Annotated in this window: 15 protein-coding genes; 7 read left to right on the plus strand and 8 right to left on the minus strand. The window is 40.7% G+C overall.

The genetic code is table 11. The annotated features are described in order from the left end of the window. Window positions 1–2 precede the first annotated feature (2 nt). Window positions 3–1,793: a translation elongation factor 4 gene (lepA, locus tag SALWKB2_RS05815; protein WP_025330740.1), complete on the minus strand. Its 1,791-nt coding sequence runs from the start codon at window positions 1,791–1,793 to the stop codon at window positions 3–5. 420 nt (window positions 1,794–2,213) lie between these two features. Here lepA and SALWKB2_RS05820 point away from each other — a divergent pair, with 420 nt between their 5' ends. The 5 genes from SALWKB2_RS05820 to SALWKB2_RS12705 all read left to right on the plus strand — a co-directional run bounded on the left by SALWKB2_RS05820 (window position 2,214) and on the right by SALWKB2_RS12705 (window position 7,537). Then, the gene (locus tag SALWKB2_RS05820) at window positions 2,214–3,344 is read left to right on the plus strand and encodes a M14 family metallopeptidase (RefSeq protein WP_025330741.1); all 1,131 of its coding nucleotides are present in this window, start codon (window positions 2,214–2,216) and stop codon (window positions 3,342–3,344) included. Window positions 3,345–3,498: 154 nt separating this feature from the next. Then, window positions 3,499–4,545, plus strand: a complete 1,047-nt coding sequence (locus SALWKB2_RS05825; RefSeq protein ID WP_025330742.1) for a lysozyme inhibitor LprI family protein — start codon at window positions 3,499–3,501, stop codon at window positions 4,543–4,545. An 87-nt stretch (window positions 4,546–4,632) separates the two neighbouring features. Next, on the plus strand, window positions 4,633–5,703 hold the full coding sequence (gene dinB, locus SALWKB2_RS05830; protein WP_025330743.1) for a DNA polymerase IV: 1,071 nt from the start codon (window positions 4,633–4,635) through the stop codon (window positions 5,701–5,703). Window positions 5,704–5,847: 144 nt separating this feature from the next. Next, complete coding sequence (icd, locus tag SALWKB2_RS05835) at window positions 5,848–7,086, plus strand: NADP-dependent isocitrate dehydrogenase (RefSeq protein WP_025330744.1); 1,239 nt, start codon at window positions 5,848–5,850, stop codon at window positions 7,084–7,086. Window positions 7,087–7,240: 154 nt separating this feature from the next. Further along, the gene (locus tag SALWKB2_RS12705; RefSeq protein WP_038648860.1) at window positions 7,241–7,537 is read left to right on the plus strand and encodes a CHY zinc finger protein; all 297 of its coding nucleotides are present in this window, start codon (window positions 7,241–7,243) and stop codon (window positions 7,535–7,537) included. 9 nt (window positions 7,538–7,546) lie between these two features. On the opposite strand, the gene SALWKB2_RS05845 is transcribed toward SALWKB2_RS12705, so the two are convergent. The 6 genes from SALWKB2_RS05845 to ettA form a co-directional block, all read right to left on the minus strand. Further along, on the minus strand, window positions 7,547–8,191 hold the full coding sequence (locus SALWKB2_RS05845; RefSeq protein WP_158500017.1) for a toxin-antitoxin system YwqK family antitoxin: 645 nt from the start codon (window positions 8,189–8,191) through the stop codon (window positions 7,547–7,549). 239 nt (window positions 8,192–8,430) lie between these two features. Then, complete coding sequence (locus tag SALWKB2_RS05850; protein ID WP_025330747.1) at window positions 8,431–9,777, minus strand: aldehyde dehydrogenase family protein; 1,347 nt, start codon at window positions 9,775–9,777, stop codon at window positions 8,431–8,433. 112 nt (window positions 9,778–9,889) lie between these two features. After that, window positions 9,890–11,422, minus strand: coding sequence for a peptidylprolyl isomerase (locus SALWKB2_RS05855; protein ID WP_025330748.1), 1,533 nt, complete (start codon window positions 11,420–11,422; stop codon window positions 9,890–9,892). 153 nt (window positions 11,423–11,575) lie between these two features. Beyond that, window positions 11,576–11,845, minus strand: a complete 270-nt coding sequence (locus SALWKB2_RS05860; RefSeq protein ID WP_025330749.1) for an HU family DNA-binding protein — start codon at window positions 11,843–11,845, stop codon at window positions 11,576–11,578. A 200-nt stretch (window positions 11,846–12,045) separates the two neighbouring features. Next, window positions 12,046–14,490, minus strand: coding sequence for an endopeptidase La (gene lon, locus SALWKB2_RS05865; RefSeq protein WP_025330750.1), 2,445 nt, complete (start codon window positions 14,488–14,490; stop codon window positions 12,046–12,048). Between the two features lie 194 nt (window positions 14,491–14,684). After that, window positions 14,685–16,352, minus strand: a complete 1,668-nt coding sequence (gene ettA / locus SALWKB2_RS05870; protein ID WP_025330751.1) for an energy-dependent translational throttle protein EttA — start codon at window positions 16,350–16,352, stop codon at window positions 14,685–14,687. 148 nt (window positions 16,353–16,500) lie between these two features. On the opposite strand from ettA, the gene SALWKB2_RS05875 reads away from it, so the two are divergent. Both SALWKB2_RS05875 and mutL read left to right on the plus strand, forming a co-directional pair. Continuing rightward, window positions 16,501–17,145: a DedA family protein gene (locus SALWKB2_RS05875; protein WP_025330752.1), complete on the plus strand. Its 645-nt coding sequence runs from the start codon at window positions 16,501–16,503 to the stop codon at window positions 17,143–17,145. A gap of 41 nt (window positions 17,146–17,186) precedes the next feature. Next, window positions 17,187–19,109: a DNA mismatch repair endonuclease MutL gene (gene mutL / locus SALWKB2_RS05880; RefSeq protein WP_025330753.1), complete on the plus strand. Its 1,923-nt coding sequence runs from the start codon at window positions 17,187–17,189 to the stop codon at window positions 19,107–19,109. Window positions 19,110–19,189: 80 nt separating this feature from the next. On the opposite strand, the gene SALWKB2_RS05885 is transcribed toward mutL, so the two are convergent. After that, window positions 19,190–20,779: a YdgA family protein gene (locus SALWKB2_RS05885; protein ID WP_025330754.1), complete on the minus strand. Its 1,590-nt coding sequence runs from the start codon at window positions 20,777–20,779 to the stop codon at window positions 19,190–19,192. Window positions 20,780–20,899: the final 120 nt, after the last annotated feature.

The raw sequence follows: 20,899 nt of genomic DNA on the forward strand, positions 1-20,899 counted from the left end.
TATTAATCTCCAACCTGTAAAATCGCCAGAAAGGCAGATTGCGGAATTTCTACATTACCCACCTGTTTCATACGTTTTTTACCGGCTTTTTGTTTTTCCAATAATTTTTTCTTACGGGTAATATCGCCGCCATAACATTTGGCCAGCACATTTTTGCGCAGAGCTTTTACGTTTTCACGAGCAATAATTTTACCGCCAATTGCCGCCTGAACCGCAATATCAAACATTTGTCTCGGAATCAGCTCACGCATTTTAGCTACCAGCTCTCTGCCGCGATGAACTGAATTACTGCGATGAACAATCAGACTAAGCGCATCGACTTTTTCACTGTTAACCAGAATATCCAGTTTAACCAGATCTGCAGCCCTGAATTCGAGAAATTCATAATCAAGCGAAGCATAGCCGCGTGAAGTTGATTTCAGCTTATCAAAGAAATCCATCACGACTTCATTCATTGGCATTTCATAAGTCAGCATTACCTGCCGGCCCATGTATTGCATATTTCTCTGAACACCGCGTTTCTGATTACACAATGTCATTACCGCACCGACATATTCCTGAGGCAATAATATAGTTGCCGTGATAATAGGCTCATAAATTGCTTCAAGTGTACCGATATCAGGTAATTTAGACGGGTTTTCAATCTCTAAGCGTTCACCGCTTTTCATTAATATTTCATATACCACTGTTGGCGCAGTGGTAATCAGATCCATATTAAATTCTCGCTCAAGCCTTTCCTGGACAATTTCCAGATGCAGCAGACCAAGAAAACCACAGCGAAAACCAAATCCTAGTGCCTGTGAAACTTCCGGTTCAAATTTCAGTGCAGCATCATTAAGCTGTAATTTTTCCAGAGCTTCACGTAATGCATCGTAATCGTGACTCTCAACAGGATATAAACCGGCAAACACCTGCGGCTGCACTTCTTTAAAACCGGGTAAAGGTTCGTTGGCCGGCTCCCGCGCCAGGGTAATCGTATCACCTACTTTAGCCGAACCAAGCTCTTTGACACCGGTAATTAAAAAGCCTACATCACCGGCTTTTAATTCCTGCTTCTGCACAGATTTGGGTGTGAATATACCTAATTGTTCTACCTGTGTTTCGGCTCCCGTGGCCATGAAACGAACTTTATCTTTCAGACGTACCGTTCCATCGACCATGCGTATCAGCATTACTACGCCAACGTAATTATCAAACCATGAATCAATGATTAACGCTTTTAACGGTGCATCATTTTTACCATTAGGCGCCGGTACTTTTTTTACAATCTCTTCCAGTACATCCTCAATACCGATGCCGCTTTTAGCAGAACAGCGTACAGCATCAATGGCCTCAATTCCGATAATATCTTCTATTTCTTCTATGACCCGCTCAGGCTCTGCTGAAGGTAAATCAATCTTATTCAGAACGGGCAAAACCTCTACCCCCAGGTCAATAGCTGTATAGCAATTGGCTACGGTCTGAGCTTCTACCCCCTGTGATGCATCTACCACCAGTAATGCACCTTCACAGGCAGAAAGAGAACGGGATACCTCATAGGAAAAGTCCACATGTCCCGGGGTGTCAATCAGATTAAGCTGATAAACCTGCCCGTCACGGGCTTTATACTGTAAAGCTGCAGTTTGAGCTTTAATTGTAATACCGCGCTCTTTTTCAATATCCATGGAATCGAGTACCTGTGCACTCATTTCCCGATTTTCAAGACCGCCACAATACTGAATAAAACGATCAGCCAGTGTCGACTTCCCATGGTCAATATGGGCGATAATAGAGAAATTGCGTATATTGTTCATGTAAGCCAATAATTCAAATTAATTCAGACAGCAACATTCTGATAAATCAATACCAGAAAACCAGAAAATAACTGCTTATTTTAGCGGAATGTACTGTAGTGCGCCCAAGAATTTATAATAATTCAGAAAAGCTTTTAATTTTCAAACGTTAGAGTTCAAAAGCTTTCATTAAATACATCATTCCGGGCAAAGTGCTAATAAATTAACGGATTTTTAAATAATCACACCTTAAGCAGATATTTTAATGTTCAAATTAAATTTTAAATCCATAAAATAAATTTTAAGCAGTACAGAAATTATTTTTTGCAAAGCGATACTATATTATCCTGCCATAAATTTTGTCTGACAAACATAGAAAGTCACTGCCAGAAAGACTACAATATCTTTAACTCAGTTGTTTATTTCAATGAAAGTAGTTGTATGCTAAAAATCAGCACACAGTTTGATGGTGGTAATATTGAGATTGTCGATGCCAGTGATCCGGCCAATATCCAGCTCAAATTACCTAAAGACAATGCGGCCGAATTTCGGCAATGGTTTTATTTCCGTGTACAGGGTGTTGCCTATCAGAATATTCGCCTGAATTTCATTAATACAACTGAATCCGCTTACCCGGAGGGTTGGGAAGATTATCAGGCTATGTGCTCTTATGATCGCATCAACTGGTTTCGTGTTCCTACATCTTTCGAAAACGACATATTAACTATTTCTCATACTCCGTTATCCAATAGTGTGTATTATGCCTACTTCGAACCTTATTCATATGAACAGCATCTGAATCTACTAGGTGACAGTCAGAGCAGCGGCTTATGCCAGATAGAAGATTTAGGCAGCACTATTCAGGGACGCGATATTAATCTGCTGACAATTGGCAATCAGGTTGCCAGCGATTTGAAAATCTGGGTGATTGCTCGTCAGCATCCTGGTGAAACTATGGCTGAATGGTTTATTGAAGGTCTGTTAGGCCGGTTATTAGATCATCAGGATCCGACAGCACGTGCTTTGCTGGATCAGGCTACATTTTATATTGTTCCGAATATGAACCCTGATGGATCCGTACTTGGTAATCTGCGTACTAATGCTGCCGGTGCAAATCTCAATCGCGAATGGTTGCAGCCCAGCATGCAAAACAGTCCGGAAGTTTATCTGGTACGTGAAAAAATGCATGAAACAGGAGTGGATTTATTCCTGGATATTCATGGCGATGAATCTATTCCTTATGTATTTCTTTCAGGTAATGAGGGAATTCCTTCTTTCGATGACAGGCTGCATTCGTTACAGGAAATGTTCAAACAGGCCTTTCTGGTAGCAAGCCCAGATTTTCAGGATAAATATGGTTATGAAAAAGATGAACCGGGTAAAGCCAATTTGAATATTGCTACTGCATACATTGGCGAAACCTTCAAATGTTTAGCTTATACACTTGAAATGCCATTTAAAGACAATAATCAATGGCCGGATGACGATTTTGGCTGGAACGGTCAGCGTTCTCTGCGTTTGGGGGAAGCAATTTTAAGCCCGATTTACTCTATACTGGATAGTTTGCGTTAAATCAGTCATATTGTTTCCAAAGCCTGAGAGATATTTCAGGCTTTTTGTATTTTTGAGTAAAATCAAATGATTAATAATTACATACGCAGCATAATAAAGATGCATTATTTGTAATCAAGTTGTCTTTTATCCATTATCAATATAGGAAACAATCATGAAAAGAAGCATACTTGTATACAGCATCATCGGTATTATTTCTCTAGCAGCCTGTTCAAGGGATGATTCAGAAGCATCTAAAGCAAAGCTAAGCTGCAATAGTGAGCAGCTTCGCAGTCAGATTCAGCAAACCCTGCAGACAGGTATCAATAATAATGTTCATCAGTTCGCTCAAAATGACAGCCGTCAGTTTGTAGATGCAGATAAAGTAATCAATGCCAGCCATGAATTATCTGTAGCCGTATCTGATGGCAAGCTGGATAAAGACAATAATGGTAATCCTGTTTGCAGCAGTGAGCTAAAAATTACCGTTCCAACTAATATTTGGCAGCAAATTCAGACAAATGCACCGTTGTTATTTGGTAAAACCGATTTTATTGCCCATCTGAATCAGCAGTTGCAAGGTAATGAAGTTACTCTGCATGATAATGTTTTTTCTAAACCTATCCAATACGCACCTGTTTCAGACAGAACAAATGCTAATGCAGCATCTGTAACCAATTCTGCCAGCAAATTTGATCAGACAGGTATTCAAACCTTAAGTACTGTTTTAGGTAATGCACTATTACCCTATGGTATCAAGGATACAGTCATGATTGCCGGGCATATGTACAATCGTGCAGATGCTATCAAACTGATCACTAATCCCAATGCCCAGGTTTTACCATTAGATCGCCTCAGCCCGGAAGCTCAGAAAGCAAGTGATATTCTTAACGGTCATTCTTTCGCAACAGAGAATAATAATCAGGCTGATAACAATCACATTATCCAAAACGATATAACTGCTGATCAGTTGCAGCAGGCACGGGATAATAACCGCAATGCCAATAGTGTTATTAATGCGAAATGGCATAATCTGAACGATACTGTTCGTAATACCTTGCAGCAGGAAGAACAGAAATGGATAGCCCAGAAAACCAGTCAGTGTCAGGCAAAAGCGGCTAAAGCCGCTTCGCCTGCTCAGGCGGAACTAATACGGCTGGAATGTGATACACTAATGACTAATGAACGTATTAAGTATCTTAACGGTTATAGCCTGCATTAATTCGTCATTATTAGTCTGGACATCAGTATTATTTTTTATATTACTGGTGTCTGATCCTACATATTTAATAAATAATAAAGTATAAACATGTCGGATCGGAAAATCATTCATATTGATATGGACGCATTTTATGCGTCAGTAGAATTGCGCGATCGTCCCGAACTTCAAAACAAACCTGTTGTTGTAGCATGGGATGGACCAAGGTCAGTAATTTGTGCTGCCTCGTATGCGGCTCGCAAATATGGACTGCATTCTGCTATGGCTGTATCTACAGCTAAGCGATTATGCCCTCAGGCAATTTATATTACTCCGGATTTCAATAAATACCGTGCAGTATCACAGTATATTCACAGTATCTTTAGCCGCTATACACATCAAATTGAACCCTTATCTTTGGATGAGGCTTACCTCGATGTCACTAATTATCAGGGCAATCTGCCTTATGCCCGGGATATTGCCAGTGAAATACGCGCATCTATTCTGTCTGAAACCGGTTTGACCGCCTCCGCCGGTATTGCTCCTAACAAATTTCTGGCTAAAATTGCTTCTGACTGGCGCAAGCCAAACGGTCAGTTCGTTATTGCGCCTTCGCAAGTGATGAATTTTTTGCAGAAATTACCATTAGGTAAAATTCCCGGAGTCGGTAAAGTAACAGAGCAGAAAATGAATGCTTTAGGCTGGAAAACAGTCGGAGATTTAAGTCAGGTAAATTTATCTGTTTTAGTGCATCATTTTGGTCGCTGGGGATACCGGCTGTTTGATCTTGCTCAGGGGCGTGATGACCGCGAAGTTACTCCTGAACGTAACCGCCAGCAGATATCTACGGAAATTACACTTATCAAAAATGAAAATCTGATTGAAATCGCCCGCCATCTGCCTGACCTGGCACAGACATTAGTAGAAACGATGCAGCAGAAACAGTTGCAGGGAAATTGTGTAACTTTAAAATTAAAAACTGCTGATTTTCAGATTCATACACGTTCGCAGACCTACTCTTCTCCTTTACCTGATGCTGAAGCTTTGATTGCTGCCGGGCAGGATTTACTCAAACGGTTACCGGAGAATGGCGAACAATTCCGGCTGATTGGTCTGGGTATCAGCCATTTCTATCAGCATGAATATCAGCCTGATTTATGGGCTTCTGAAAATGCATTCTGATGATATCTCCCTAAAACAATTTCCGACTACATCGCACTACATTTTTCTGGCTTAAGTTAACAAAATAAAGGATAATGAGGCTGTCAGGCTGCAAGCGGGAGTAAGTAGCCCTTTATCAGAAAAAGTAACATCACAGGAGTTACCATGAGTCACATTAAAGTGCCGACAGAAGGTCATAAAATCGTTTCTGGCCAAGCTATTCCGAATAATCCAATTATTCCTTTTATTGAAGGGGATGGTATTGGTGTTGATATTACGCCAGTGATGAAAGACGTTATTGATGCAGCAGTAGCGAAAGCCTATAACGGTTCCAGAAAAATTGTCTGGATGGAAGTTTATGCCGGTGAAAAAGCCACTAAAGTTTATGGTGAAAATGTATGGTTACCGGAAGAAACACTGGAAGCCATTAAAGAATATAAAGTAGCAATCAAAGGACCGATGACTACACCGGTAGGCGGCGGTATTCGTTCACTGAATGTTGCCATTCGTCAGCAACTGGATTTATATCAGTGTGTGCGTCCTGTACAGTATTTCAAAGGCGTACCTTCTCCGCTTAAAGATCCTAGTAAAGTTAACATGGTTATTTTCCGTGAGAACACTGAAGATATTTACGCAGGTATTGAATGGTTTGCAGAAACAGCAGATGCTAAAAAAATTATCAACTTCCTGCAAGGTGAAATGGGTGTTACCAAAATCCGCTTCCCTGAAACATCCAGCATTGGTATTAAGCCTGTTTCTAAAGAGGGTTCACAACGTCTGACCCGCGCAGCTATACGTTATGCTATTGATAATGACCGTGACAGTGTTACCATTGTTCATAAAGGTAACATCATGAAATTTACCGAAGGCGGATTCCGTGACTGGTCTTATGAAGTGGCTAAAAATGAATTTGGCGCAACTTTAATTGGTGATGGACCATGGTGCGAATTTAAAAATCCGAAAACCGGTAAAAATATCGTCATTAAAGATTGTATTGCTGATGCATTCCTGCAGCAGATTTTGCTGCGTCCGGCTGAATATGATGTGATTACGACACTGAATCTGAATGGTGACTACATTTCAGATGCTTTGGCTGCTCAGGTTGGTGGTATCGGTATTGCCCCGGGAGCCAATATCTCTGATGAATATGCCGTATTTGAAGCAACACATGGTACTGCACCTAAATATGCCGGTCAGGATAAAGTTAATCCGGGATCTATTATTCTGTCTGCCGAAATGATGTTACGTCATTTAGGCTGGAAAGAAGCTGCAGATTTGGTTATTACCTCAATTGAAAAAGCCATTGCCGACAAAATTGTCACCTATGATTTTGCCCGTATGATGGAAGGTGCAAAAGAAGTCTCCTGCTCAGATTTTGGTAAAGCTTTGATTGAACGTATGTAATTCTTCATATCATGTATTCACAAAACCGAATCCTAAAACGGGATTCGGTTTTTTTATAAACTAAAATTTTTAATTCGTTCGATAAATAAAGACAGTTATCTTTAAAAACATTTATGTTCAGCTATAATAAATATTATCTGAAAAGTTGAAAACAATGATTTTAGGAATTCAGACCGACTCTTGCGGTCGCTGTGTACACTATCATAATGAAAATGATATCGCTGCCCTTCAATGTGCCCAGTGTAAACAATACTATGCCTGCTTTAAATGCCATGATTTGATGTGTGATCATACATTTGTAGCCATGACAACTGAAAATAGCCAACCGGTTATGTGTGGAAATTGCAAAACCCTCTTAACTTATAAACAGTATCAGCAATATCAGTGTCCATTTTGTCAGGCTTCTTTTAATCCACGCTGCGCATTACATAAAGATATTTATTTTAAATAATATATATTATTAGTTATCATCAAGGTCAACAATTAGTCCATCTTCATCCCATTCGGTTTTACGTACTAGTTCGTTCTTTTCAAATACAGATTCACTTTTTTTGGCACCTGAATCATACCAGGTTAGAACAACACCGCTGACTTTATTATCTATAATTGCAACATCAGAAATCAGATGTCCGCTGTTATCCCACGTAGTCATCGTTTTTACCACGCCTTGATGTACAGTCATATCCTGTTTTATCTGCCCGTTAGCGTACCAGCGCTGCCAGCGCCCTTCTGCTTTTCCGTTAACGAAATAAATTTCTCCGCGTTTATGACCATTTTCATACCAGCTGCGTGTTTTGCCATGCGGTAAACCGTTTTTCCAGCTTATTTCAATCGCAAGCCGGCCATTTGGATACCAGCTATGCCATTGTCCGACTGGTTTACCATTTTTATAGTTGCCTTGTAGTTTCTTTTTACCATCCGGATACGATAGCTGTAATACGCCTTCTTTCATAGCCGGAATTAATTGTTGTAACTGATCTATGGGTAAAGCATATTCAGCAGCGTATTTGTTTTTTTCAGGTTCGGAAAGAATCTGTTCATTAACCTGATCGTTTTTTGATTGGTGAGAATTCTGATGATATTGAACCTTTGGCTGCTTATTCACAACCTGTTGGTTTATATCTGTATTGACAGTTTTATGCGCTTGGGACTTTATCTGCCATACAACTGTTATAACAATCAAAAAAAGTATTATGGCAAGTACGAACCAGTAAAAGCGTCTGGCTACATACATAGTTTCTGTCCCTTTTTACTAAGTAGATTCATTATTTTATGCAATAAAAATTATATCTATAGATATTACATTCTTTTTCAAATAAATTATTGATTATATGAACGTATCAATTATTTTTGCCAGTAGGTTTTCACATTAACAAACTCATAAATTCCAAATTCTGACAATTCGCGTCCGAATCCGGAATCTTTTACTCCGCCAAAAGGCAGGCGTAAATCACTACTCGTATGTCGGTTAATAAATACACTACCCACATTTAAATGTTCTGCGAATTTCCATGCCTGAGAAGTGTTATGCGTATAAATACTGGCACCCAGACCAAAAGGATTATCATTTGCCAGCGTTAATGCATGATGATTATCACTGGCTCGCAAAATAATCGCTACTGGTCCGAATACTTCTTCATGATATACACGACAATCCGGATTGACTTTATCCAGAATAGTAGCCGGATAAAACCAGCCTTGTACATTTTCCGGGATTTTACCGCCAAGTAAACATTGTGCACCATGGGTAAGTGCATCCTGAACCTGCGCATGAACCAATGAACGTAAATCATTGCGATGCAGTGGTGCCAAAGTTGTTGACGGCAGCCATGGCTCTCCCATTTGCAGTTTCCGACAGTATTGCATAAAAACAGCCAGAAATTTATCAGCAATGTCATTATTTATAATCAGCCGTTTGGCTGCATTACATGACTGACCGGCGTCGCGAAAGCGTGAATAACAAGCATCTGCAGCAGCCTGCTCAATATCCGCATCATTTAATACAATGAACGCATTGCTTCCGCCCAGTTCCATAACACATTTGCGTAAATGACGGCCGGCCAGTGCAGCCAGATATCGCCCGGTTTGGGTTGAACCGGTAAAAGCCAGTGCCTGCGTTTGAGCAATAGCATATTCAATATCATCATTACTGAGCCAGACAAGTTGTAAAGGTAAATCAGCCCCTATTAATTCAAACAGCATCTGGCTAATTTTGCCTACAGAAGGTGCAGGTTTTACCAGACAGGCATTTCCGGCACATAAAGCAGGAATAGCAAAGCGCAAAATCTGCCATACCGGATAATTCCATGGCATTACTGCCAATACTGTTCCTAAAGGCTCAAAACGAACCTGACTCAGGCTTGCCTGCGTGGCAATAGTTTTATGGGCAAGCAGCTCGGGCGCTAAATGCGCATAATAACGAATCAGAGCAATAGATTTACTGATTTCTGCTTCACACTCACGTAAACAGCGTCCTACTTCAATACAAATCTGATAGGCCAGTTCGGTTTGTGCTTGTTCCAGTCGCTGAGCAAACTCTAAAAGATAATGAGTACGTGTTTGCACATTTTCACAGGCAAAATTACGTTGTTTACTGGACAGCTGCTGATACTGCAAATCGAATTCAGCTCTGGTCAGATTTTCACGGGTAAATAGAATTTCACCTGTAATGGCATGATAACTGGTATACAACTCAAAAATCCTTCAACTGCAAACGGTAAATCCAAACTTATTGAATACAAGACAATATATGTCTGCAAAAAATATTGACCTTATAAAATTTATAAGGTCAATAATAATTTTATTATTCGTCAGCCGTATCCAGCTTTTGTACACCCTGCTTCACTTTATAGCGATTTTTTAACCATTGCAGATTAGCAATAGCAAGGTTCTGTGCCAGATTTTCGCTGATAATTTGCTTAGCCTGTGGCAAAACATTACCTATATCCTGAGGTGGTTTAATTGCATTAATTTTAACCAATACTGGATTTTGCTGATCGGTAAGTAAAATATATGCCGGTTTGTTGTTTGCAGGTTTGGCTTTAATCCAAAGCTGGAAATCATCCTTAGACATCATCGCTACAGCTTGTTGTGGTGTAAGATCTGTACTTGGTGACCATGAGAGACTGGAAATGTCACCTTTATTTAAATTTTCCAGAGCCTGCTTAGCTGATGCTGTCGCCAGCTTTTTGGCTTCCTCGGCAATGTAGTCTTGTTGTATCTGAGCTTTAATCTCTGCAAAAGATGCCTGATGTTCTTTACGTACATCCAGTGCACGTACCACCCAATATGTTCCGTTACCCAAATCAACTGGTTCAGAATTATATCGTTTTACCAGTACATCATTTCCAAATAAAACATCTTGCAACGCTTTAGGCATCCGATTGGCATTGGCCATATCGCGTGTTACCCAACCCTGATCTACCTTGTGAATTTGTAAACCGAGCTTATCATTAATCGGCTGTAATGTTTTTGGGTTATTAAATGCCAGATCACTGACAGTTTCTTTCATTTTCGCAACAACAGCTGCACCCTTACGAATCTGAATCTCTTGAGTTAATCGTGCTTTTACACTTTCCAATGAGGGTTTCGGAGCTGATGCGGAAGTCGGAATCTGATTATATGCTTCCTGTAGCTCAGCTTCACTGACTGTTTCCTTAGCGCCCAGCTCTGCAGCAGACAATTGTACAAATTCATATTTCACAGCCTGCGGCAGATAATAACGTTTTTTATTCGCTTCGTAATAAGCTTTTAGCTTGCTGTCATCAACAGCTACCTGACTGACAAAATTAGCTGCAGGAAAGGTAATTGTTTGAACCTGACGTGCAGATTGCAACAGATTAATCATTTGTCTGGCCTGTACGTCACTTACTAAATTACCGGCTTTCATAAGATTCAGCATAGTCTGCATAGCGTACTGTTTACGCATACCGTCTATTAGAGCTTCTTCTGTCATTCCTGACTGTTGTAAAAATGCGCGATATTTGGCTTCTACAAATTTTCCGTTTTCCTGAAAACTCGGATCAGATGCAATCACCTGTTTTATCTGGCTAATCGAAACATTAATATTCATATCATTAGCAGCCTGCTGAATATAAGCCTGATCACGCAGTGTTTCATAAGCAAGCTGTTTACTTACCGGATTACCAGATGCGTTCTGTAGACGCCGCTGAAAATCATTGACGTCGTTTATTTTAATTTTTATGTCACCTACTTTGCTGACATAGTCAGAACCGGGAACAGCCAGTGAATAGCCACCTGCAAATACAAAACTTAGACAAATCGCGCCTAGAATAATCTGAGCCGGGGTTTTATATTTTTCTACAATATGAAACATGAGATTCAGTTAACTTTATTTAAAACAGACAGAACGATATTGTAACTTTTTTTATTAAGCTAAACCATGTTGATTAAAGAATTAATGCACAAAAGCGACAAACAATAAAAAGGGCGGGAAAATATCCCGCCCAGCTTGATTACAAAATTCAAATCAAAGAGCATCTTTCAGTGCTTTACCTGCACGGAACTTAGGAGTTTTGGCTGCTTTGATTTGCAATGGCTCGCCAGTTTTAGGGTTACGTCCAGCACGTGCAGCACGTTCACCAACATAAAATGTACCGAAACCCACTAAAGTTACAGTATCACCACTTTTCAGTGCTTTAGTAACAGAGCTAATCATACCGTCTAGAGCCTTTGCTGCAGAAGCTTTAGGTAAATCGGCTTCCTGAGCAATAGCTTCAATCAATTCAGACTTATTCACAATAAAGTCCCTTTCTGTTGTTATGTTCATATGATTTTCAGTTTCCGACCATTTCCTTTATGGCAAAAACTGAACAATACATTACGATTACTTTATAACAAGCCCAAATTCTTTATGTCAAGCGTCGACACAACTACATTGAGTTAAATCATGCCAAAAACAAAGCCATTCACCATTAGTGTTGGTGAATGGCTGCATACTCAGTGTTTTACAGTTTTTGTTGTTGACTTAGGCGCCGATTTAGCTATTAAACTTTCTTCAGGTGTACTCTGCCACGGGCTGGGCGGATAAGCCAACCCCAGATTAAGTACTTCATCTATCCACTGTACCGGGTGAATAGTCAGCTGTTCACAGATGTTAGTCGGAATTTCTTCCAGATCTTTAACATTGTCTTTCGGAATCAGCACATGCTTTATTCCGCCGCGTAAAGCAGCTAGCAGCTTTTCTTTCAGCCCGCCAATTGGCAGAATTTCTCCTCGCAGAGTAATTTCGCCAGTCATGGCTACATCCGCACGTACCGGTATACCGGTAAAAGCAGAAACTAAAGCTAGAGTTATAGCACTACCCGCACTCGGACCATCTTTCGGCGTAGCACCTTCAGGAACATGAACGTGAATATCATTTTTTTCATAAAAATCAGGCTCGATACCCAGACTTTCAGCCCGTGAACGAACAACACTCCACGCAGCGCTGACAGATTCCTGCATCACATCACCCAGCTTACCGGTACGCAGAATATTGCCTTTACCACGAAATTTGCTAGCTTCAATCGTTAAAAGTTCACCACCCACTTCTGTCCAGGCTAGTCCTGTTACCTGACCAATACGGTTTTCATTTTCCGCTACTCCATAATCAAAGCGGCGAACACCAAGATAGTCATGTAAATTATCTGCATTTATTACAATCGTTTCTGGTTTTGCTTTAGCTTTTTTACCTTTACTGGTATTTTCTGCTGCAACCGCTTGCTTCATTACTACTTTACGGCAAATTTTGGCTATTTCACGATCAAGTGAACGCACACCTGCTTCACGGGTGTAATAACGGATAATATCGCGTACAGCTGATTCCTCAATGCAGATTTCACCGTCGCGTACACCATTTTGCTTGATCTGTTTCGCTACCAGATATTTCATGGCAATATTGATTTTTTCGTCTTCGGTATAACCGGAAAGACGAATAATTTCCATACGGTCAAGTAGCGGAGACGGAATGTTCATACTATTAGAAGTAGCAATAAACATTACATCTGATAAATCAAATTCAACCTCTGCATAATGGTCAGAAAAAGAATGGTTTTGTTCAGGATCAAGCACTTCAAGTAAAGCACTAGCAGGATCACCCCTGAAATCATTACCTAATTTATCAATTTCATCGAGTAAAAATAGTGGGTTTTTAACACCAACCTTGGCCATGTTTTGCAGAATTTTACCGGGCATTGAGCCGATATAGGTTCGCCGGTGGCCGCGGATTTCACTCTCATCATGCACACCACCTAACGCCATACGAACATATTTTCGTCCGGTCGCTTTAGCAATGGATTCACCCAGTGATGTTTTACCTACACCTGGAGGGCCGACCAGACATAAAATAGGACCCTTAAGCTGATTCATGCGTTTTTGTACTGCAAGATATTCAAGAATGCGTTCTTTAACTTTTTCGAGACCGTAGTGGTCGGCATTCAGAATCATATCGGCTTTGACAATATCTTTGCTTACCTTAGATTTCTTTTTCCACGGTAATTCAAGCAGCGTATCTATATAATTACGAACAACTGTTGATTCAGCTGACATCGGAGGCATCATGCGCAATTTTTTGAATTCAGACAGACATTTTTCTTCTGCCTCTTTGCTCATACCTGCCTGGCGAATTTGCGTTTCAAGATTAGCCAAATCATCATCTTCTTCACCCAGCTCTTTCTGAATCGCTTTTACCTGTTCATTCAGATAATATTCGCGCTGCGACTTTTCCATTTGTCGCTTTACTCGCCCGCGAATACGTTTTTCTACCTGAAGGATATCCAGCTCAGACTCAAGCAAATGAAGTAAATGTTCCAGACGGGCAGTCACATTGGTCATAGCAAGGATTTGCTGACGCTGGTCAAGTTTCAGCTGCAAGTGAGCTGCAATAGTATCAGCCAGACGACTAAGAGTATCGATACCGTTAATTGTAGTAATGACTTCTGCCGGAATTTTTTTATTCAACTTCGCCAGCTGTTCAAATTGGGATAATAAGGTACGACGTAATGCCTCATCATCGTGTTTATCCTCTTCAATGGCATCCGTACATTTTTCTATATGAGCCTCAACATACGGCCCGCTTTCATCAATATACTGTACCTTAGCCCGGTACAGACCTTCCACAAGTACTTTAACCGTACCATCAGGTAATTTAAGCACTTGCAGAATACTGGCTACTGTGCCCATGTCATACATGTCTTCAGCATGTGGCTCATCAGTATCTGCGTTTTTCTGTGCCAGCAAAAATACCGGTTCATCATGCTCCATGGCAGCATCCAGAGCCGCTATGGATTTTTCACGTCCTACAAAAAGGGGCAATACCATATGCGGGTAAACGACAACATCACGCAAAGGCAACATTGCCATCGTGGTTGGCTGTAACGGAGCAGAATCATAAATTTCAGCCATGTAATGCCTCAATCTTTCCTGGAAATATGCAATTAAATTGGATGTTAAAATGGTGCTAAACCAGTTTTTTTCAAGTATTTCAAATATTGAATAATTATTGAAAAATTCTGTATCAAGAAGATTTATTTTTAAAAAGAGAAATATTAGCCGGACAAATATATGGCATCTGAAATTAACATGTCCGGCCAGACAAGCTAGCGAATTACCGGTTTATAGCGAATGCGTTTGGGTTTTGCACCTTCTTCTCCCAGACGACGTTTTTTATCAGCTTCATACTCCTGATAATTGCCATCAAAAAATACCCATTTTGATTCACCTTCAGCAGCCAGAATATGTGTGGCAATCCGGTCAAGAAACCAGCGATCATGTGAAACGACGAGTACGCTGCCGGCAAATTCCAGTAAGGCCTCTTCAAGTGCACGCAGAGTTTCCACATCCAGATCATTTGATGGTTCATCCAGCAGCAATACATTACCACCGGAAATTAAAGTTTTAGCCAGATGCAGACGTCCGCGCTCACCTCCGGATAGTTTTCCTACAATTTTACTCTGGTCACTGCCTTTAAAGTTGAATCTGCCCAGATAGGCTCGCGCAGGAATTTCAAATTGTCCTACCTGTAAAATATCACGTCCTTCTGCTATTTCATCAAATACGTTTTTATCATCATGCAGACCGTGACGGCTCTGATCAACTATTGATAATTTTACTGTCTGACCAATCTTTACCTCACCCGTATCCGGCTGTTCCTGTCCGGTAATCAGTTTGAATAATGTAGATTTACCGGCACCGTTTGGTCCGATAATCCCAACAATGGCACCAGGCGGAATTTTAAAACTTAAATCATCAATGAGTAATTTATCACCAAAACTTTTGCTGACATGCTCAAATTCAATCACCTCATTACCCAGACGCTCGGCTACCGGAATAAATATTTCCTGAGTTTCATTACGTTTCTGATACTCGTAATTACTCATTTCTTCAAAACGCGCCAGACGCGCTTTAGATTTAGCCTGACGCCCACGCGCATTCTGTCTTACCCACTCAAGCTCTTGCTTCATGGCTTTAATTCTTGCGGCCTCGGTTTTAGCTTCGTTCTCCAGTCGGGCTTCTTTTTGTTCCAGCCATGAACTATAGTTACCTTTCCATGGAATACCATGCCCCCGGTCTAATTCCAGAATCCACTCTGCAGCATTATCCAGAAAATAGCGGTCATGCGTAACAGCTACTACTGTACCCGGAAAACGAACCAGAAACTGTTCCAGCCATTCTACTGATTCTGCATCAAGGTGATTAGTCGGTTCATCCAGTAACAGCATATCCGGCTTACTTAATAGCAATTTACATAATGCAACCCTGCGTTTTTCCCCACCGGACAAATTACCAATCCGTGCATCCCATTCTGGTAACCGCAGTGCATCAGCAGCAATTTCCAGCTGATGTTCTAAATTATCTCCAGCACCAGCCGCGATAATAGCTTCCAGCCGTGCCTGCTCTTCAGCCAGCGCATCAAAATCAGCATCCGGTTCTGCATAAGCAGCATATACTTCTTCCAGTTTTTTCTGTGCACCGGCCACATCCCCTAAGCCGGATTCCACTTCTTCTCTCACCGTTTTATCAGCATCAAGCTGGGGCTCCTGTGGTAAATAGCCGATTTTAATACCACTCATTGGAATGGCTTCACCTTCAAATTCGGTATCTACTCCGGCCATAATTTTTAAAACAGTGGATTTCCCAGCACCATTAAGTCCCAGCAAACCAATTTTGGCACCGGGAAAAAAAGATAAAGAAATATCCTTGATAATCTGTTTTTGTGGCGGCACGGTTTTACTTACGCGCAGCATTGAGTATACATATTGGCTCATAGCGTATTCATCAGTGTAAATTAGTCAGAATCAGCCTGAAAGGAAGGGCTGATGATTATGATTTTAATTTTAGCATGCATATACCTGCTGTTTCCGAATGCTTTGCGTTAAAATACCACCATTTATTTCTTTGCTATCCTTCATGAATATAATCTCAACTCTGATAGATTTCATTTTACATATTGATCAGCACCTGCAATTTATTGTGACTCAATATGGAATATGGATTTATGTAATTCTGTTTGCTTTGATTTTTTGTGAAACCGGATTAGTAGTTACTCCGTTTCTGCCTGGTGATTCCCTGTTATTTGCAGCCGGTGGAATTGCTGCTATAGGCGAGATGAATGTGCATTTTATGGTTGTGTTGTTACTGGCTGCCGCTATCATCGGTGATGCCGTAAATTTTTCAATCGGAAAAAAATTTGGTGCCCATCTGTTTGCAAACCCTCATTCAAAAATATTCAAACAAATTTATTTACACAAAACACAGGAATTTTATGCAAAGCATGGCGGAAAGACGATTATCATTGCCCGTTTTGTGCCAATAGTGCGTACATTCGCACCTTTTGTAGCCGGAATGGGACATATGCATTATGGTCATTTTATACGCTATAACTGTATTGGTGCTATCCTCTGGGTTGTGCTGTTTTCTTATGCCGGGTATTTTTTTGGTAATCTGCCGTTCATTAAACAGAATCTTTCTCTGGCACTGATTATTATCATTGCTGCTTCTCTATTGCCGGCTGTTATAGAAATACTGCGCCATAAATTTGCAGCTTCAAAGCAAAATTAAATATTCTTTTCTGCTGTTAATAACGATATTACAGGCATGTTATGAGTCAGATACATGTATTACCCGATCATTTAATTAACCAGATAGCTGCCGGAGAAGTGATTGAACGTCCGGCCAATGCACTGAAAGAAATAATTGAAAACAGTCTGGATGCGGGAGCCAGCCATATTGATATTCAGCTGGAAGCCGGTGGTATCAAACGTTTGTCCGTTACTGATGATGGCCAGGGCATAGATAAGACAGATATTCCGCTAGCTTTACATCGCCATGCAACGAGTAAAATCAGTTCTCTGGAAGATCTGGAAAAAGTAGTAAGCATGGGTTTTCGTGGTGAAGGTCTGGCCAGCATTGCCTCAGTCAGCCGTCTGACTCTGACCAGCCGTACAAATATGGATAATCACGCAACTCAAATTTACGCAGAAGACGGCAAACTCAGTGATGTTAAACCAGCTGCACATCCCACTGGAACGACTGTTGATGTAGTTGAACTTTTTTTCAACACACCGGCAAGGCGTCAGTTTCTTAAATCACCTGCAACTGAGTTTGCACATTGCCGTACCATGGTAGAACGTCTGGCACTGGCTCATCCTGAAGTAGCATTCAGTTTACAGCATAATAATAAAAATATACTTTCATTGCCTGCGCAATCCCTGCAAGAGCGCTGCTCAGCCATTATGGGAACAGATTTTACCGCTGCCAGCCTGAGTGTTGACGAAAAACTCAATGAAATGCGTTTACACGGACTTATTGGTAAACCTACTTTTACACATGGTAAAACCAGCCAGCAATATATTTTTGTCAATCAACGATTTGTACGGGATAAAATTATTCTGCATGCAGTTAAACAGGCATATAATGATGTTTTACATCAGGCTTTAACACCTGCATTTATCCTGTTTCTTACCTTGCCTCCTACCGAAGTTGATGCAAATGTCCATCCAACCAAAACTGAAGTACGTTTCCGCCAGGGTCAGGCTGTACATCAGCTTGTATTTCATACTTTGAATAAATGTCTGGCTTCTACGAATGCCAGACATACCACCTCTGTATCACAGCCGGAAACAGCACTCAAAGATATTATGCAAAAACAGCCGGCTGAAGTTCAACAAGTATTTGGTTCTAATAAAATCAATACTGCAATACACTCTCCGGCACCATATCAGCGAAGCCATACACCGGTTCAGCGCAATCTGAGTTTAAAAGAATCACAGAGTGCTCTGAATACTTATGCTGAATTATATAAATCAGAACCAGTACTTGAAAACAATACAATCAGTATCCCACAATCAGCAGAAATTGATAATGAACTGGCCAGCTTGGAGCAAGTACGCGGTATAAATTCTACTTATCAATCAGTACAGGCGAATGAAACGATAATTCCCCCACTGGGATATGCTATTGCCCAGCTACTTGATATCTATATTCTGGCACAAGCAGAAGACGCACTTATTCTGGTCGATATGCATGCTAGTGCCGAACGGGTAAATTATGAAAAAATGAAGCAACAGCGCGATGCAACGGGTAAAGTAAATAGTCAGACATTACTGATTCCAATCCGCTTTAATGCCAGCCATGAAGAAATTGCCCTGGCAAATGAATATGCCGCTACTTTACAAGATTATGGTCTGGATATTTCGGTTGAAAATCATCAGCAATTGGTGGTGCATACCGTACCGGCTATGTTGGTAAAAAGCGATATTAAGATGCTGGTACAAGAAGTTTTGGATGATTTAATGAAAATTGGCAGTAGCGAAGTCATCAGGGAACGAGAAAACCGCATTCTTTCCACTTTAGCCTGTCACGGTTCAGTACGTGCAGGACGTAAATTAACTTTACCGGAGATGAATGCATTACTGCGCGATATGGAAAATACAGAACGTGCTAATCAGTGTAATCATGGTCGCCCAACATGGGTAAAACTTCGCTTGCAGGATTTGGATGCTTTATTTTTGAGAGGTCAATAATTATCTATACTAAGATTAGATATATAAATTAATAAAAACCTCTTAATCAGCAAGATTAAGAGGTTTTATACTAATGGCAGTTAGTGATTAGTGGCAGCGTGAGGTAAAGAAGCAGTTTCAGACGCTGCCGGTAATTCAGCATAATCCGGCTCAGGTTCTGATTCGTTATTCCACATTTTACCATTCAGATAAAGCTTGCCACCCATTAATTTCAGATGAGTTTTAATAACCCCATTGTCGACCTGTATATAGCCTTTGGTCTGCATGGATTTAACCGCACTATCAATCATCAAGCGGATTGTCTGGTCAATATCTTCAAGAGCTTCCGGACCTCCAGCACTGGCATCCACCGTAAAAAAGGCACGTGCCTGACTGATAGCAAAATTTTCCATTACTGCCTGAGGAATGGCAAAGTCCATTTCTGACTCAGTTTTATTCAGCATTAATCCAAACTGCTGCATATCAGACGCAAGCAGGTTTTTGAAACCAAGGCTGCCATGTATATCTATTAAGCCCTGCGGCATTTGCAATTTAAAACTGTTCAGTTTAATAAGCGGGTCATGAGTAAACAGTCCCTGCCCCTCATTACGCACAGCAGATACAATTGCTGCGCGAAGTTGCTCATTATTCAGATTCTGAGTTGATAACTGAGTAATTTTGTTATTGATTGCCACCAGACTGGCTGCATCCAGGTGTTCGGCAGATGCATCAATATCCAGCGGACCATAAACATCATTGCCATACTCTAATTTAGCAAAACCAAATTTACCATTACTATTAATCCACTGATCTTTTTCCTGAGTAGAAGTAGCCAGTTTCAGATCCTGAATGTTAATTTTGGCAGGAATACTGCTACCAGCCGGACTAATAAATGCACCTATCTGCAAATTAGTTACCAGATTAACCAGCTGATCTAAACGGATACTGTTATCTGATACATCATTCCAGATAAATGTAATGTTTTTGATACTCAGATCACTATTACCTAAAGCCAGTGATGTTTTACCATGTTCTGTATGGCTGTTCAGCTTTAAATCCTGATAAGATGCATGTCCTTTAGTCGCCAGAATCACATCCAGACCGGGACTGACGGTATGGCTATCATAACTATTAAAATCTTTAGCATAATCAATTGTTGAATCCAGCCCCTGCCAATTGATTTTAATTCCGGATAACTCTTCATAATTGAATTTCGGAATTACAACGTGTATTTGTCCGCTTCCACTTAGATTAATAGTATTTTCAAGCTGTAGTGGCGCATTCTGACCAAAAAAACGATCAAGAATCTGTTTTGCCTGAGGCGTGAACTGTAGCTCAGTTTCTACATGAGCCCGTACAGGACGAATACTGCCGGCAAATAATCCATGATGTACATGATTAACCAAAGTAATCGGTTGTTGCAGTACCGTGCGTACATTATCCGGTAACTGTTGCTGTACACCGGCAAAAAAACTGGGTTTAAAGCGAATCTGCATAGTCTCTGTTGAGCTAAACCAGCCGCGTTCATAGTTCTGCTTTTCAATCAGCAGAAAAGAATTTTTGGCTAGTAAAGCACGCTGTTCGTCAAGACTTTGCTGGGCTTTAATACCCAGATAGTATGGCAAACCCAGTAAAATCAGTAATACAACCGCCACTAAGGCAGCAACAATCGTTACAATACGTTTATTCATGCTTGAAATATCTTATATATCTACGTTCTGCAAGATTAGCAGGATAACATCAAACAGAGCATTTGTCCGCCGGGTTTGCTGCTGATAACTGCCCTGGTTTCATTCCGGTATCTGCAAATC

Source organism: Snodgrassella alvi wkB2, assembly GCF_000600005.1.
Lineage (GTDB): Bacteria > Pseudomonadota > Gammaproteobacteria > Burkholderiales > Neisseriaceae > Snodgrassella > Snodgrassella alvi.

Coding starts and splice junctions, on each gene's coding strand:
- lepA (WP_025330740.1), bottom strand. CDS start 1,793: ATGAACAATATACGCAATTTCTCTATTATCGCCCATATTGACCATGGG.
- SALWKB2_RS05820 (WP_025330741.1), top strand. CDS start 2,214: ATGCTAAAAATCAGCACACAGTTTGATGGTGGTAATATTGAGATTGTC.
- SALWKB2_RS05825 (WP_025330742.1), top strand. CDS start 3,499: ATGAAAAGAAGCATACTTGTATACAGCATCATCGGTATTATTTCTCTA.
- dinB (WP_025330743.1), top strand. CDS start 4,633: ATGTCGGATCGGAAAATCATTCATATTGATATGGACGCATTTTATGCG.
- icd (WP_025330744.1), top strand. CDS start 5,848: ATGAGTCACATTAAAGTGCCGACAGAAGGTCATAAAATCGTTTCTGGC.
- SALWKB2_RS12705 (WP_038648860.1), top strand. CDS start 7,241: ATGATTTTAGGAATTCAGACCGACTCTTGCGGTCGCTGTGTACACTAT.
- SALWKB2_RS05855 (WP_025330748.1), bottom strand. CDS start 11,422: ATGTTTCATATTGTAGAAAAATATAAAACCCCGGCTCAGATTATTCTA.
- lon (WP_025330750.1), bottom strand. CDS start 14,490: ATGGCTGAAATTTATGATTCTGCTCCGTTACAGCCAACCACGATGGCA.
- ettA (WP_025330751.1), bottom strand. CDS start 16,352: ATGAGCCAATATGTATACTCAATGCTGCGCGTAAGTAAAACCGTGCCG.
- mutL (WP_025330753.1), top strand. CDS start 17,187: ATGAGTCAGATACATGTATTACCCGATCATTTAATTAACCAGATAGCT.
- SALWKB2_RS05885 (WP_025330754.1), bottom strand. CDS start 20,779: ATGAATAAACGTATTGTAACGATTGTTGCTGCCTTAGTGGCGGTTGTA.